The organism is Enterococcus sp. DIV0840 (assembly GCF_050527835.1).
Classification (GTDB): Bacteria; Bacillota; Bacilli; order Lactobacillales; family Enterococcaceae; genus Enterococcus_L; species Enterococcus_L ureasiticus.
Genome location: NZ_CP172876.1, coordinates 3,087,018 through 3,103,729, shown reverse-complemented (window position 1 = coordinate 3,103,729; position 16,712 = coordinate 3,087,018). Strand labels below are relative to the sequence as shown.

Annotated in this window: 14 protein-coding genes, 1 pseudogene and 1 riboswitch; of the genes and pseudogenes, 13 read left to right on the top strand and 2 right to left on the bottom strand. The window is 35.8% G+C overall.

Annotated features, from left to right (window positions below; translation table 11 throughout):
* The first annotated feature begins 141 nt into the window (after positions 1-141).
* Positions 142-859: pseudogene (locus tag IGL98_RS14795) on the top strand (DUF1003 domain-containing protein).
* Positions 860-957: 98 nt separating this feature from the next.
* A complete protein-coding gene (locus IGL98_RS14790; RefSeq protein ID WP_206911784.1) occupies positions 958-1,398 on the top strand; it encodes a GNAT family N-acetyltransferase in 441 nt (146 codons plus the stop codon).
* Between the two features lie 38 nt (positions 1,399-1,436).
* Here IGL98_RS14790 and IGL98_RS14785 read toward each other — a convergent pair whose 3' ends face one another.
* Positions 1,437-2,012, bottom strand: coding sequence for an NAD(P)H-dependent oxidoreductase (locus tag IGL98_RS14785; protein ID WP_206847229.1), 576 nt, complete (start codon positions 2,010-2,012; stop codon positions 1,437-1,439).
* 23 nt (positions 2,013-2,035) lie between these two features.
* On the bottom strand, positions 2,036-2,476 hold the full coding sequence (locus IGL98_RS14780; protein ID WP_206847230.1) for a MerR family transcriptional regulator: 441 nt from the start codon (positions 2,474-2,476) through the stop codon (positions 2,036-2,038).
* A gap of 431 nt (positions 2,477-2,907) precedes the next feature.
* Between IGL98_RS14780 and IGL98_RS14775 the strand changes: the two genes are divergently transcribed.
* The 11 genes from IGL98_RS14775 (at position 2,908) to IGL98_RS14725 (ending at position 16,483) form a co-directional block, all read left to right on the top strand.
* Positions 2,908-3,339 carry a hypothetical protein gene (locus IGL98_RS14775; protein WP_206847231.1) on the top strand — a complete coding sequence of 144 codons (432 nt, stop codon included), beginning with the start codon at positions 2,908-2,910 and terminating at the stop codon, positions 3,337-3,339.
* A gap of 819 nt (positions 3,340-4,158) precedes the next feature.
* The gene (locus IGL98_RS14770) at positions 4,159-4,848 is read left to right on the top strand and encodes a winged helix-turn-helix domain-containing protein (RefSeq protein WP_206847232.1); all 690 of its coding nucleotides are present in this window, start codon (positions 4,159-4,161) and stop codon (positions 4,846-4,848) included.
* A gap of 331 nt (positions 4,849-5,179) precedes the next feature.
* Entirely contained in the window at positions 5,180-8,527 is a 3,348-nt protein-coding gene (locus IGL98_RS14765) for an isopeptide-forming domain-containing fimbrial protein (protein WP_339099558.1), read from the top strand.
* 16 nt (positions 8,528-8,543) lie between these two features.
* A complete protein-coding gene (locus IGL98_RS14760; RefSeq protein WP_339099559.1) occupies positions 8,544-8,891 on the top strand; it encodes an LPXTG cell wall anchor domain-containing protein in 348 nt (115 codons plus the stop codon).
* Positions 8,888-9,694 (top strand): WxL domain-containing protein, encoded by an 807-nt coding sequence (locus IGL98_RS14755; protein WP_206847235.1) that lies wholly within the window; start codon positions 8,888-8,890, stop codon positions 9,692-9,694. Before IGL98_RS14760 ends, IGL98_RS14755 begins: the two co-directional genes overlap by 4 nt.
* A 38-nt stretch (positions 9,695-9,732) precedes the next feature.
* Positions 9,733-10,569 carry a WxL domain-containing protein gene (locus IGL98_RS14750; RefSeq protein WP_206847234.1) on the top strand — a complete coding sequence of 279 codons (837 nt, stop codon included), beginning with the start codon at positions 9,733-9,735 and terminating at the stop codon, positions 10,567-10,569.
* A 97-nt stretch (positions 10,570-10,666) separates the two neighbouring features.
* Complete coding sequence (locus IGL98_RS14745; RefSeq protein ID WP_339099560.1) at positions 10,667-11,752, top strand: DUF916 and DUF3324 domain-containing protein; 1,086 nt, start codon at positions 10,667-10,669, stop codon at positions 11,750-11,752.
* A 28-nt stretch (positions 11,753-11,780) separates the two neighbouring features.
* Complete coding sequence (locus IGL98_RS14740; protein WP_206912921.1) at positions 11,781-12,449, top strand: hypothetical protein; 669 nt, start codon at positions 11,781-11,783, stop codon at positions 12,447-12,449.
* Positions 12,450-12,468: 19 nt separating this feature from the next.
* The gene (lepB, locus tag IGL98_RS14735; protein WP_206847172.1) at positions 12,469-13,188 is read left to right on the top strand and encodes a signal peptidase I; all 720 of its coding nucleotides are present in this window, start codon (positions 12,469-12,471) and stop codon (positions 13,186-13,188) included.
* A gap of 135 nt (positions 13,189-13,323) precedes the next feature.
* A riboswitch (SMK box riboswitch) is annotated at positions 13,324-13,465 on the top strand.
* Positions 13,463-14,650, top strand: a complete 1,188-nt coding sequence (gene metK / locus IGL98_RS14730; RefSeq protein ID WP_206912919.1) for a methionine adenosyltransferase — start codon at positions 13,463-13,465, stop codon at positions 14,648-14,650. It overlaps the preceding riboswitch by 3 nt.
* 369 nt (positions 14,651-15,019) lie before the next feature.
* Entirely contained in the window at positions 15,020-16,483 is a 1,464-nt protein-coding gene (locus IGL98_RS14725) for a DHA2 family efflux MFS transporter permease subunit (RefSeq protein WP_206912917.1), read from the top strand.
* Positions 16,484-16,712: the final 229 nt, after the last annotated feature.

The window sequence follows — 16,712 nt, the reverse complement described above, 5'->3', positions numbered from 1 at the left end:
CTGCTCCCATCGTTTATTCGGATTCCTTGAGGCTGAGGTGTGACTCGTAGAGTTATGCCTCAGCCTCTTTTAGTCAAATTGATGTATGAAATCGACAGACCATTGTATGATAGAGGTATAATGAAAATAAGGAGTAAAAAAATGGCAAAACAAAACAGTAGCGAAAAAGCAGAAAAAAAGAGTTCTACCCACAATAACACAATACAATTGAAAAATACCGAAGAGGAAATACAGCTGTACATTCTTAAAGTACGCCCTGAGCTGACAGAAGAGTCAGAAATTACGTTTCCAGAGTTACTGAATTATAGACTAGATTATATCAAGCAACTGATTTCAACTGATTCAGGGAAAATGGAACAGTTGAATGAAACGATCGTTCAAAGCATTAAAGACAATACAACGATTACCGATAAGCTGAATCCTTCTCCAGCTAAAAAATTGACCACAGGACAAAAAACAGCTGATGGTATTGCTAAATTTGGCGGCAGTTGGCCGTTTATTTTCATTTTTTATCACCGTACTAGCTGTTTGGATCATTGTTAATTCTACGATGATTTTTTTTACACCATTTGATCCATATCCATATATTTTACTTAATTTGGCATTATCATGTTTGGCAGCGATTCAAGCACCTATCATTATGATGAGCCAAAATCGACAAGAACAAAGGGATCGAGCAGAAGCAAACAATGATTATCAAATCAACTTAAAATCTGAAATAGAAGTTAATTTACTTCATGAAAAAATGGATTATCTAATCAATAGTCAATGGCAACACTTAGTTCAAATGCAGAACATGCAGATTGAATTATTGGGAGAATTACAAGAGCAGATCAATGAATTGAACGAAAAGAAATGAGCTGAGCAAAAGATGTTTTTAGTAAAATTATCGTTAAAAAAGTGAAGAAATGCTATCATGAAATCACGTAAGAAGACAAAATAGTTAAGGAGAATAACATGGATCAGCACCAAGCAACTGAAAACGAGTACAGTAAACTCGTAGAAATCTGGGCAAAATCGGTTAAACAAACACATGATTTTTTGAGCACTGAAGATTTTGAAACAATAAAGAATGAGCTACCGACATATTTTCCTCACCTAGATGTAAGAGTATGGACAGATCATGACAAGATCATCGGCTTTTCGGGTGTGGATGGAAATAAATTAGAAATGCTTTTTTTAGATCCACTCTATATTGGAAAAGGATATGGCAAACAGGTAGTAACAAACTTACTTAAAGAAAATGATATTCAAATTATTGATGTTAATGAACAAAATCAGTCTGCCAAAGCCTTTTATCGAGTAATGGGTTTTGATGAATATGAAAGAAGTGAAGTTGATGATGCAGGCAGACCGTATCCAATTTTACATTTAAAAAAAGGCACTAAGGAAAAGTAAAATTTTTCTTAGTACCTTTTTTTATTTCAAAATAAAAATCAAGCAGATAATTTAGAAGCTTGCTCGAACATCTTCTGTAGAAAGTTTTTTCGTTGCGTGTCATTTAGATTTTTCATGGAAGATAGTGAATAGTGTTTGACCTTTTTGATACCAAACATGTTTAATACTTGTTTTTTCAAAATGGTTCCATAATCTTGTTGAAATAACTTCTTATACCATTTAGGTGCATCTTCAGTTGTGATGATCCATGCTGATTTTTCTTTTAAAAGTCCGACAGGGAGACTACCTTTATATTTATAAGCGAAACCTTTACTGAAGACTTTATCGATAAAACCTTTTAAAATCGCAGGCATACCGCCCCACCAAATCGGGAATATAAAGATAAGATGATCTGCCCATAAAATTTGTTCACGGTAAATGGCCGTTTCTTCATCAAATTGCATATTTCTTCTTTTTTTCTGTTCGTTAAACACCAATACCGGGTCGAAGTTTTCTTTATAAAGATCAATGATTTTAACGGTATTTTGTTGTTCTGTTCCTTGATGTATATTATTTAAAATGGCATGAGTATAGCCTGTTGTATTGGGATAAGCATAGATAATCAATATCTTCATTTGTGATACCTCCAGGTAATTTTTTAGGGATGCAAATCTTCAAAGATTGTATTAGTGAATTGTGCTAATTCCTTTTTCATTTGTTCATAGTTTGATTCGCATTCTTCATAAGTTTTGGGAATCGGCAGTGAGTTGATTGAGTTGATGATCAATTGATAATGCTGAATCATTGTCTCTAAATCATTGACTTTGTTTATCATCAGTTCTCGACTACGATTGTTGCATTCTAAAGACACTGGTTGATCGAATAAATTCAATACTTCTTTCATTTCCTTTAAAGAAAAATGAGCATACTTCATGACAGAGATATACTTTAAACGTGCAATATCATTCTGTCCATATAATCGGTAGTTATTCTCTCCTCTTTGGGGATGTATCAAGTCTTCTTTTTCATAATATCGAATAGTATCTTCACTTAAATGAACTTGTCGAGCGATTTCTTTGATCGTCCACCTTTTCTCCATTTCGATCACCTCAAAATCATCTTAACATTGGAGCATACTCCAATGTCAATGACTAAAATTAGTTTTTTCGAGCATTATGTTTTAATCTCACTATACTAATGTGTATAATTCCTATTAACAGCTTATACCTATTTATAAGAAATTAAAGTAACTAAAAGTATTATTTTTGAAAATTCGATTTATAATAAAATCAAAAAAATAATAATATAGAATTAACGATAAATAAAATAAAAGTAGCTCGATTCCCTTGCAAACACTGAGGAATGGGCTTTTTTTTTATTTTAAAGTAGAAAAAAAATAGACATAGGAATGAAAAAAATGACAAAAAATTGTATTTTAATAGCATATTACTTGATATAAGAGATTGAGAGATACTATAATAAACATAAGTCAGCGTTTTTAGCTGCTTAGTTATGGGAGGAGAGAGCATTATGTTTAGTTATACAGATATGATTTTGTCAGTAATGCAACGAGTTGAAGTCTACAATGAGATTTTTAATGCCATTTCTAAGGAAGTACAAGAGAACAGCTGTAGTCAAGCCATTAACAGAAGAGGTAAAGATACATATTTATTTTGCCGCAGCAATGTTAACCGGTTCTTTGTAGAAGAAGCAAGTTTTAGAAAAAACTTAGTATTTTATGGTGAAAAAGAAGCAACAAAAATTCTTTTGGAAGGCTTAGATACCTATAAAGAAGGGATCTACTTTTGGCTAGAAGCATTAAACGAAAAATGTGAAGTCATCGATGAAATCAAGTACAAACGTGGATTGAATAGTACAGAGAGTTCGTTTAGACTGATTAATCAAGCCTGTAAAGAAGCATGTGGTGGCATTCAAAGCGCGCACAGTGTCCATAAAATGTAGTGACATGTACTATAGATAATAGAGTTTGAGTGTATAGTAAATACTCTGTAAATTTTTTTTTAAAATTATCTGAAATAATTAGTATTCAAAGCCTATCATAAGGTTTTAATTTTATTCTGTTTTAATTTTTTGATCGTTTATTTTGAAACTCAGAAAATACCAAGACTAAATATATATTTAGTCTTGGTATTTTTTTCTTTCTATATTGTAGTTGAGAATTTTTTGATCAAGAGGCCTAATGCATTAGCGATTTTATGGATATTGTTCAAGGTCTCAATGTAAAAATAATGATGGAAATGAGTTCAGATCAATTAACAGTGTTCATTCTGATTGCTTGCTTTTCCTTATAAAGACCAGCAATTATCATATGCTCATCAATTGTCTGAATTCTATAAAATTCATCGAGAATAAATTTTTTTCTCAACAAATAGAGTCAATAGGTTTTTAATTTATCTTTTCCATTCCATTCTAATTATTAGAACAAAAGCGTTGAAATAATGATTTTTCATAAAGAAAGTCTTATAAATCAACGCTTTTCTTCAAGAGATTTCAAAAAAAGATAGTAGAGATTTTAATGGAAAATGAAGATTCCATTCACATAATTCTCAAATATTTGCGTTATTTATCAAAAATCTGATAAATAAAAGGATGAAATTGTGTAGACTTGATAAAAAAAATAGATTAAACTTATTTTAGTTTTGTTAATATATCTTTAATATATCTAATTCATACATTTTTTAAATTAAAAAAGTTATAAAACAGAGACTTGTTAATCAGAAATGACTAATTTAACGATAAAATCATAAAGGGGAACACCACATGTACAACATAGGATTCGTTTTGCTTGGTAATACAGATGAACAAAAATACATAGATTCATTAAAGAGCATTCAGTTGCACGTACACGCAACAAACAAAAATGAAGTTGCTAAAACAATAGAAAATTATGATGGTATCATCATCAACGAACAGCAATCACAGAATATCGGTATAATCTGTGAACTGATTATTCTATTAAAGAAAAAGCAAAATAATTTTATTTGGGTAATTTCAGAAAAAAACAATAAGATGAATCATATTGTTTATTTACAGCTTGGTGCAGATGGAATATTTGATAATGAATGTGACCCAGAAGAGTGGCAACTTACTATACTAAATGCATTCAATAGATACAATAATATGAATGAAAAAAATGAAGAGCACTCGAGAAAAACTATTAATGAAACAACTTTTCAACTTCGACCATGTAATTTTAGCGTTGTATTAAATGGAGAAGAGATCAATTTAACAAAACTTGAATTTAAAACAATTGAGTTTCTACAGACACAACAAGATGTGGCGGTCTCTTATGAAGAAATTTACAAAAATGTTTGGGAGAATGACGGGAATGACAAACAATATCGCGTATCGAATTTGATTTTTCATTTAAGACAGAAAATCGAAAAAGATGCCGCACATCCCGAATATATTAAAACAGTTCGTTCCAAAGGGTATAAGTTGACGATATAGATTACTTATTTTTGATTACTGGGATAAACGGGTCTGTCATGGCGGTTGATCTACTATTTTATTAAGACAATGACGGTGACAAAAAAATATGTTTTCTTTTTTTCAAGCCAATTGTTAAGCATAAACAAAAATAGAGAAAATCAGTGCTCATATACTAACGTCCAGAACGAGAACAGCCATTCTCAATGGGCCAGTAAAAAATAAGCGCTAATTTTCCCCTGCATTGTGAATGTATCAAAAAATTAAACAATTGGCAAGAAAAATAGAAATAGATTGTGCGTTCTTTTAAGACAGACGTGCAAAAAATTATTAAGGGAGGAGTTGAGAATATATGAAAATCGGAAAAAAGTCTTATTTTATTGGACTAGCTTTTGTTCTGTTGAGTGTTTTAGTGGTTGTTTTGCTTAATAACGCTACTCAAATCAAAGCATCTGAAGAATTTTCGACAGAAAATAGAGAGGGTTCTAATTCGCCAAAAACAGAAGCAGATTTGCATAACCAAGAGAATATTACTGTACCGCAGATGGAAGCTTACATGGATGGAACTGCTTATCAATCAGTTGAGAATAAATCTAGCAATAAAATTACTGGAAGCATGACAAATGAAGAATATCAGTCCCAATACAAAACGTTAAATGCTCAGCAAAACGATGAGTGGAATGCGAAATATAATTTTCGCCCAGAAACAAAAGTAGTTCATGTAGCAGATTGGGCAACTTTTAGAGCAGCGTTTGAAGATGATTCAGTTTCTAAAATCATTCTGGATGCAGATATTTATTATGGCACTGCAATTCGCATTTCTAGAAAAGAATCTCTTGAGTTGGATGGACAAGGTCACTTACTAGAAATGATTAATGGTTCACTTAATGTAGATGGCGTTACATCCCTAGCAACCTTTGGTAAAGCTTTTTCCGATGTACCGGTTTTTCATATGCATGATATTCAAGTTGCAAATAATACGGGATATGGTGCGTTAGAAGGAAACTTAGGAACTGCTTGGGCCTTTATCAACGGAAATGGCCAGTGGGGACCAGGAGTAAATTATGGTCAACAACGTGGATTGTGGCGTTATCGTATCGGGAATGTTTACACACCATATGATAAAAGTAAGAAAAGTAGTAACCAACGTATTGGTGGGCGTTTGATCAATGGGAATCGTGCAGAAATTAGTATTTATGGCTATAACACTGTAGTGACTGGAGCCGAGAACTTTTACACTGGTGGTATCACATACGATCCATCGACTTTTTATAAAGGGACAAATGCCTACTATGATTACTCAGTTATTTGGTTCATTTCGAACACTGGTATTGATGATAATGGAGCCGTTACTGGTACTAGAAAATTTGATATTGGTGATAACAGTTTTGTTTATCTAAATTATACAGCTAGTGGGACGAACTACCCTGCTGTTTACAACATGTTTGATGAATTGCACGTTGGTAAAAATGCGACATATAACGCGAATATGCCAGGTTCAGCTGCTTATTTTAACGTCGACAATGCTACTTTTACGGCGGAAGAAGGTTCTACTGTTAACTTACTTTCTCGTGCTGGGAGCCGACCAACTGTACAATCAGGTGCAGTAAACGCGACAAGTGCAGGCTCACAAGCGAACCCTAAAAACACTAAATATGAATTTAAGCCAAAATCAAATGTCTTTATTGTTGGAAATAACAATGGTGGAGTAATTGCTTATAACTCAACAAATGGTGGTAATCAATTTATATTTGATAGTCCTGAATCATTTGATATTCGGAATTCATTTAATAGTACAACGACAACAAATGCCTTTTTAGGTGACACGACGTCAAATAGGGGGAGTAATAGTTTCCAGATAAAAAACTCCGATATATCTGTTTGGAATAATCAAGCTGGCATAGATGGTGCTCCAACCTATGATTATTCAAATGTAACTGATTTTACTGTAACAAATTCATCAGCAAGTGGAGGCGTTACAAGTTCCGATCCAGCTCTTCAAAGCCAATTCACTCGTCCAAATTACAAACGTATTTCCGGAATGAACAGTACACCTGAATTGACGTGGACCCCGGTCACAGATGCTGATTTTGACCAACAGACACGTATCTTGATAGGTTACACAGCAGTTGGTGGAAACGATCCGTTTGACGAAGATGGCAATGCCAAAACAAAACCTGTTTATGCTGATAGCATTCGTAAGGCTTATGTCGATTTTACTGATACTTTGGGAAATACTTATACAGGAACAAGTACCGATGATAACTATGTCCATTGGAAAAAAGCGGATCATGTGATACCAGGCTTTCAACTTGCTAAAAAAGATATGTTTGGAACACCTTATCGTGCATCGTATGTCAATAGTGTTTTGACCCCATACAGAATGGGAGAAAAAACACCAACAACAGTAATCGATGTTACCCCTCCTGAGCCTGCAATTGTTACTGGCGATAAAGTAACAAACGTCATGAAACAATTAGTGGGTAAGGACGCTGAACCAAATGCAAAAATTTACGTTGACATCGATGGTGTTCGTCAAACAACTGTTGGAACCGTCAATGACGATGGTACATGGGCATATAATTTGCCTCGTTATCTAAATACAGGTGAAACAGTCCAAATTTTCTTAGAAGATAATGCAGGAAAAATTACAGAATCACTTACGCCAGCAGTACCGCCAACCAATAATGACAATGGGAATATCAATCCAGCAACTGAACTTAAATACCGTGATGCAACGTTCAAAGCTGCAACGAAATATAGTGTAGAAGATGGTATTTCAGATAAGCCATTAATGGAAAAGACTGTTGTTTCTTCTGGCGATAAAACAACGCAAGTCGGTGATATCTTAACCTATACGTTAACAGCAACTAATGGAAAAAACGCTAGTCTAGATGCTGTTTGGAATAAAGTTACTATAAAAGATACGATTCCAGAAGGATTAAAATTTGATCCAGCAACAGCAAACGTGACGATTAATGGTAAAGCGGCATCTGAGACGGACTTTACCTATGATGTCGATTCTCGTTTATTGACAGTGAATGTCGGGAATTTGAAGGCGGGAGCTTCTGCGATTGTAACCTTTAAAACAGAAGTTCAGCAATCAGCAGTTGGTAAAGTAATCAATAACGTCGGGACAGCAACTGGTTTTTCATCAAGAGAATCCGGGGAATTTATAGAAGGACCTGACGATCCTAACCGAGCACATGATGTATTTTCTAAAGATGCAAACGTTGATAATCCAGGAGGAAGTATTTTCGGTATTTTGGAACTTGTTTCAGCACCCAAAAATATTAATTTTGGAACAACTATCTTTAGTCCTAAAGGAACAAAAATCAATAATCCTTCTTATGAAGGAGCGGATTTAGTCGTGAAAGATGGCCGTGCGGTTCAAGAAACATGGACTTTGAATGCCCGTTTAGAAAAAGAATTAGCCAAAGTTGGTGAGCCGGATGTCTTTATCCCTAGAGCGATTCGTTATGTACACAAAAATGATGAAATCACGTTAATGGGAGCATCGCAGCCGATCATCTCACGTAAAAATGATAATAATGATCCATATAACATCAGTAGTACTTGGTCACCAGATGGCGACGGCTTCAAATTAAATGTTGATTCTGGTCAATCCATAGCTTCTGGTAAATATGAAGCAACAATTGTTTGGGAATTGGTCGCAGGACCACCACCAGAAAATCCATAAAATAGGAGTGAAAAGTATGAATAAAAAAAGAATAATTATTATGCTGGCTTCTATTGTGTGTCTGGTGGCGTTCACACCGACTTCATTGACTGTGACTGCAGCTGAAAACCAAAATGGAGGACAAGTAACAACTGAAGGAATCATTACGTTCTATGAAGACTCGACTGAGCCGACAACAGAACCGTCAAAACCAACGCCGTCTAGCCCATCAGAACCTAAGGTAACAAAACCTGTTGGAAGATATCCGTCCACGGGCGAAATTATCAAGGGCTCAATTGGGATTGGCGGAATTGCGCTAGTAGCTATTGCACTGTTTCTTTTCTTTAAGAAACGTAAAAAAGAGCAGGAGGCAGATAATAAATGAAAAAGAAAACATTGATTTTAGCTGTCGGCGTCCTGTTTTTACTAGCAATGAGCACGAAGACTATCGTTTCTGCTGAAGAAAATACTATAGGCGGACATGGAACGGTCGAGTATACTGGCGAACATCCCAAAGAGCCAGTTGATCCTGAAAATCCAGTGAAACCAGTTGATCCAGGACCCGGACCTTCAACAGATGGTGATCTTAGATTCGATTTTGCACCAACGTTGAATTTTGGTAGAAGTAAAATCACTGAAACAGATCGTAATTTTTATGTAAATGCGCAACTATTTCATGATGGAACGCCTGCCAGAGGTAACTTCTTGCAAGTGACAGATTCTAGAGCAGAAGCTTCAGGCTGGACGCTTCAAGTCCGACAAGAATACCAATTCAAAAATGATGTCATTCAAGAAGAGACTGAAAAAAAACTAAGAGGGGCTGTCTTATCTTTTGATAAAGCGTGGGCAAATTCTGCGTATACTCAAGAAAAATCGCCCCAACTCAGTAAAGATATCATTCAATTGAATGCACCAGGCACAACCTTTCCAGTAGCTACGGCCAATCAAGGGCAAGGGAAAGGAACGTGGATCATTTCGTTTGGAGCATCCGCTGAGAACGCTGGTGACCAAGCAAGCACACTTTTTCCTAAAGTTGATGAAAAAAATCAACCGATCTTAGATGAGAACTTTGAAAATCAGCAAGTTCAGGGAAATAAAGCCATCTTTTTATCCGTACCGGATGCCGTAAAAATCCATCCCGTACAATATCAAACCGAGTTAACTTGGATATTAGCCGAGTTACCATAAAAAAACACACACATATAAAAAACTAGGAGGAAACACACATGAAATTCAAAACATTATGTTCAGTAGCAGTAGTAGCAGCAATCACAACAGGAGCTTTAGCACCAATGGCGGCAAATGCCGAAACAGAAGCAAAATCGTTAACTGGTAAAGGTGAAGTAACATACGAAGAAGATAACGGCAAAAACGAACCTGGTGATCCAGAAGATCCAGATGGAACTAAAGTAGATCCAGATGAAAATCCAGATATCACTGTTAACCCTGATGGTGGACCAATCACGATCGATGTTGTTTCTAACGTGATCTTCCCTAACCAAAAAATTGGTGTATCATCAAAACCAACAACAGCTAAAGCAAATCCTGTTACGTTAACTTTGACAGATGGAACAACTGTAACACGTGGTAACTATGTACAATGGACAGACAAACGTGCAGGAAATGACCACACTTACCAAATCAAAGCAGCAATGACAAAACAATTTACCAATGGTTCAAATAAATTAGAAAACGCAACAATTGCTTATTCTAATGGTTTCCTTAATTCAGAGATGGGAGAAGCAAACTGGCCAAAAACTCGTCCAGCAGACTTTGTTTTATCTCAAGACGGAGTAAGTCAAGTTGTTCTTGATAATAATACGGCTGAATCAACAGGTGCCCGCGGTTTAGGTACTTTCTACGCTGAATTTGGAACATCAACTGCAGATGCTAAAAATACTCTTGCAGAAGCTTCTACTGGTTTAGCAGGCGATTCCGTTGAATTAACAGTTCCAGCTGGACAAAACATCGTTAAAGGAAAATATGTTGCAGACATTACTTGGTCAATCGAGTATACTCCAGCACCAGCAGCGCCAGAAGTTCCAGAAACTCCAACAAAATAAAAGATAATAAAAAAAAAATAGTCAATACTCAAGATACTGGTTCCTTTATTGGAATCAGTGATCTTGTTTAGAGTATAGAATGGAAGAAGGAAATTTTATGAAAAATAAACTAACATACATAGTAACAACGATTCTTATCTCAATCATTACACTTAGTACATGGCCAACGACTAGCATCGCGCAAGAAGCAGGCGGTGCAACAGGATTTGTTTATGAAATAAAATTTACTGAAAACCAACAAAAAGAGGCCGGCTATTTTGATTTAAAAATGACACCCGGCCAAAAACAAACAGTACAAGTGTTACTAAAAAATCCAAGAGACAAAGAAATTACCGTTGAAACAAGCCTAAATGGCGCTAAAACGAACATGAACGGTGTCTTAGAATATGGCCCAATCAATCTAAAAAAAGATGCCTCCCTAAAATATGATTTTGTTGATCTTGTTAAAGCCCCAGAAAAAGTGGTGTTACCACCAAACTCTGAAAAAACATTAGACATAGAAATTACCATGCCAAAAGCCTCTTATGATGGCGTGATCGTCGGCGGTATTCAATTAAAAAAAGCCGATGATGAGGATCAAAAAACACAAAACGGCGCCAACGTTATTAACAAATACGCCTACGTCATCGCAATGGTTTTACAAGAAACAGAGGCTAAAGTAGAACCCGAACTGAGCTTGAATAAAGTCAATGCAGGCCAATCAAATGCACGAAATGTAGTTTATGTAGATGTATCCAATACGAAAGCAAACTTCTTAGACAATTTATCAATGGAAGCACAAATCATGTCTGATAAAAGCGATGAAGTATTATATGAAACAAAGAAATCTTCTATGCGGATGGCACCAAATTCTAATATGACGTTCCCAGTCAGTATGCAAGGGGAGAAAATGGTTCCAGGTAAATACCGTGCCCATATATTGGCAACTGCCGACAGTAAAAAATGGGAATGGACGGAAGAATTTGAAATCACCGCAGAAGAAGCCGATAAATTTAACCGTGAAGATGTTGGTTTAGTGCAAGAAAAAGGCACGAATTGGCCGTTGATCATCGGTGCCGCTGTTGGGTTATTCGTTATTATTTTGGTTATTTTCTTTATTATCCGGACGATTCGCAAAAAAAGAGAAGACGCTAAAAAAGCAGAACGTCGTAGAAATAAAAAAGATCAAGGTACAAGTAAATAATGCTGGGAAATAATGGGAGGGAAGGATCATGACAACCTTAGATTGGTTTTTTATTATAGGATTAGTGTTGGCAGTCCTTGCCAGCCTATTTTTCATCCTTTTCCTATTTTTAACAATTAGAACAGGAGCAAAGGTAAAAAGTTTAAGTAAAAGAAAACCGAAAACAAAGAAAAAGAAGAAAAGACTTCACATTGCAAAAAAGAAATTGATTCGACAAAAGAAGAATCAGCGGACCGCGGCGATTATTTCATTAGTAGCAAGTCTATTACTAGGGGCTGGAGCTTTTTATTCTGCCTACTATCAAGCAATGAACTTAACCACAGATGACTCAGATTCAATTTCTAAGGGGTATTATCTTTTAAGTGATTTTAATGGAGAATTGTCAAAAGCAGGCAGTGCATCAGAATCTCAGGATAAAACAGAAACCAATTTGCGTTATCTTGCCAATAGTATTGCGAGTTATGGAACAAAAAAAGCAAGTACTGTTAATACGCAAGAAGGGCAATTGACATTAAATCGTTATTATAATGCAATGAAAGAATTGGGCACAAACGTAATGAGAAATTACACTCAAATTTATAATAATCCAGATCTGGCAAAAGAGTATCAGGAAGATGTAAAAAAAGTTAAAGAGTACGAGCAAAAAGTATTTAAGCTGTACAATATCAATGAAGCTGCTTTGGATCAAAAAAAGTAAACAATTGAGGTGATTTATCATGGAATCACGAAAACGTACAGTCAAAAAGAAAAAGCATCATACTAATCCAAGTCCAAAACAAAAAAAGAAGCCGCAAAAACAAGAACAATCGAAAAAGAGTCAACAAAAAAGAAAAAAACGACCTAAAGGAAAATCGAAAAAAGCACTGATTGAAGCTCAAAAGAGAAGGAAAAAACAAAAGCGTAAATATCTTTTATTTGAATTTTTAGGTGCAATCGCAATTACTAGTATTCTTGTTTTACTAATGTCTGTATTTCTATTTTCTCTTCCTAAAGTTGAGGGGTATTCGATGGTTTCCACATTGAGAGATGGAGATCGGGTTTACGTAAATAAAATTGGGAAACTCAAAACTTTTGAGCTAGTATATGTTCAGATACCAGGAACAAAAGGAAAAGAAGTTCGACGAATCATTGGAATGCCAGGCCAAAAAGTAACCTATAAAAACGATCAGCTGCAAATAGATGGACAAGATAGAGAAGAAAAATTTATCTTTGATGAAAAGCAAACCTCTCAAGAAAACGGCCGCCTTTATACAGATGATTTTTCGATTTTTACTTTAACTGGAGTATCAGAAATTCCAGAAGGAAAATATTTAGTTTTAGGTGACAACCGCCCTTATTCGGTGGATAGTCGTCAGTATGGACTGATAGATCAAAAAGATATTATCGGTGTGGTGGAAATGAGAATCTTGCCGCTTCATCTATTGCAAAGTTTCTAGTTTGTTTCAAATTAGGGCGGTATTTCATTTATCCAATTGATAAGACGAGCAGAATTGCTTTGTCTTATTTTTTAATATCAAAAGGTGTTTTTTTGCAAATAGGGAGTCTTTTCTTCAATAATCTGTTATACTAATAAGCGTTACAAGTTCCCGAAAGGATTTGTTGTAAAATAGTAGACTTTTCGATGAAATATTCTTTTTGGATATGATGCGGGTTGAGCTACATTTTGTACAAAGATGCCTTGTAACCGACTAAAATTAGGGGGAATACATTATGACAGAGAGACATTTATTTACATCAGAATCCGTTTCTGAAGGCCATCCAGACAAAGTTGCCGATCAAGTGAGCGACGCAATACTAGATGCGATTTTGGAACAAGATCCGTTGGCCCGTGTGGCATGCGAAACAAGCGTTACAACTGGTTTGGTTTTAGTTTTTGGAGAGATTTCTACGACTGCTTATGTAGATATCCAAAAAGTTGTTCGACAAACATTGAAAGATATTGGCTATACACGAGCTAAATATGGATTTGATGGCGATACCGTTGCAGTTCTTGTTGCAATCGATGAGCAATCACCGGATATTGCACAAGGTGTGGATGACGCATTAGAAACACGTGGTGAAAAAGATACCAAAGATGACATTGGTGCTGGAGACCAAGGCTTGATGTTTGGTTTTGCAGTGGATGAAACCCCAGAACTAATGCCGTTACCGATCTCTTTAAGTCATAAACTTGTTCGTCGTTTAGCGCAATTACGCAAAGAGGAAAAACTACCTTATCTACGTCCGGATGCAAAATCACAAGTGACAGTAGAATATGATGAAAACGGCAAACCACAACGTGTAGACACAGTCGTGATCAGCACACAACATGATGAAGAAGCTACGCTGGAGCAAATTCAAAAAGACGTGAAAGCACTCGTTATTGAAGACGTTATCCCAGCAGAATTACTAGATGAAGAAACAAAATACTTTATTAATCCGACAGGTCGCTTTGTAATTGGTGGACCTCAAGGAGATGCCGGCTTGACTGGACGTAAGATCATCGTAGATACGTATGGTGGATACGCTCGTCATGGTGGCGGTGCCTTTTCAGGAAAAGACGCTACTAAAGTCGATCGTTCTGCAAGTTACGCAGCACGATATATTGCAAAAAATATTGTTGCAGCAGGATTAGCTGAAAAAGTTGAAGTTCAGTTAGCTTATGCAATTGGTGTAGCACAACCTGTATCGATTTCAATCAATACTTTTGGGACAAGTGAAGTCCCTAAAAGCAAATTGATTGCAGCTGTTCGGGAAAACTTTGACCTGCGTCCAGCAGGAATTATTGAAATGCTTGACTTACGTCGTCCAATTTATAAACAGACGGCAGCATATGGTCATTTTGGTCGTACAGACATTGAACTACCTTGGGAGCAGACAGATAAAGTCGATGCAATCAAGAAAAGCTTGATGGAGTAAACGAGGCGGCGCTACTAATGAAAATTAGTGGCGCCGTTTTGCTGTGAAACACTGCGACTGCTACGCAGAGCAGATGTTGAACAGTACTTGGCGACCAAAGGGAGAGAAGTTACCTTACTAGTGAAACGCCAAACGCTATAATGCTAATAACAAATAGAAGTCAGCAGCCAAAGAGAGTGCAACCACCAACCGCCATAAACCAAACAACAAATAAAATCCAGCAATCCACAAAATTAATCATGAGTAGATTACAACAAACCTAAAAAATCTGATAGTAATGTAAAATCTCACAAAAGTACCAACAAACCTCTGTAAATGAATTTATAAGTAACTTTACTAAACCAAAAAAATCAAAAAGGATGGAGATACATGGAAAGAAAAACAAACGTCAAACTTGTAACGATCAGTGTTTTCGTTGCAACATTTATGACAGCAATCGAAGGAACGATCGTTTCAACAGCGATGCCGACGATCGTAGGATCACTGCACGGCATGGAAATTATGAACTGGGTTTTTTCTATTTACTTATTAACAAATGCGATGCTAACACCAATATACGGAAAGTTAGCAGACAAAATTGGACGTAAACCGATATTTATGATTGGAATTATTATTTTTATTATCGGTTCGTCACTTTGCGGCTTAGCGCAAAATATGATCACCTTGATTATTGCTCGCGCAATTCAAGGAATCGGAGCAGGAGCCATCATGCCAGTAGCTTTGACAATTTTAGCGGATATCTATTCAATTGATAAGCGGGCAAAAATGTTAGGTCTAAATAGTGCAGCTTGGGGAATTGCTAGTATTTTTGGTCCACTTGCAGGTGGTTTTATTGTAGATACAGTTGGTTGGCACTGGATTTTCTTCATTAATGTACCGATTGGACTTGTCTTGATGGGCTTGATCGCTTACTTTTTAGTGGAACCAAAAAGAGAGAAATCTAAAGTACCAATGGATATCTTGGGGAGTGTTCAGCTGATGTTCGTGTTATTAACGCTATTATTAGGATTCCAATTAATTGGTGACGGGGGTTTTAGTTTAAAAGTGTTCCTGTGTTTGGGGGCTTCAGTTTTATTCTTTATTGGCTTTGTTTTTGTGGAAAAAAGAGCCAAAGATCCAGTTATCGATTTGATGCTGTTTAAAAATTCTACGTTTGTGATCGTCAATATTGTAGCAGCTTTAATCAGCGGATTTTTGATGGGCGTAGAAGTTTATATTCCAATGTGGATGCAAGGCGTATTAGGTAAAAGTGCTGGAATCGGTGGATTAGTATTAGCACCAATGTCGATTTTATGGATGGTAGGTTCGTTCATTGCTAGTAATTTAATGGAGAAACATACAACAAAAAGAGTACTGACAATTGGCTTGAGTATTACTTTGCTAGGCGGTATTTTCTTAGTGTTGGTTCCAGCAACGATTTCATTTGTTTGGTTCTTCGCGATTTCTTCTGTTTTGGGAATTGGTTTTGGGATTACGATCACAACCACAACTGTGACTGCTCAAAGCAGTGTAGATCCATCTGAAATGGGGGTTGCAACGTCGTTCAATACATTAGCTAGAACGATTGGGCAAACACTGATGGTATCGATTTTTGGTGTGATCATCAATGCAGTAACAACTTCTGAATTAGCGAAAAGTACATTACAGGTCGATCCTGATGTGATGAATCAACTCGTTAATCCGCATACGGCCAATACGATACCGGCAGATTTACTGAGACCTTTACGGGGCATGCTATATGCTGGCCTTCATAATGTGTACTTAGTCGGAATCGGCTTAATTATCGTCGCGATCATTTTAAATGTGAGCGTTAAAAAGAAAATAGCTAATTAGAGGAATTTCTATTTCTTTATAAAAAAGGACCATAGAATACTAAATTTTGACATGAAAAGTTCATATTTACTTTGTATTATATGGGTATACCAATAGAAAACAACTTAATCAAACACATTTTTCATTTTAACTCCTCCTCTGCTCGTTCTTCTTAGAAGAACGAGTTTTTTGTTTTATATATATCAAAAAATAATTGATTTAATGCTACAATAATAGAAAACAGAAAATG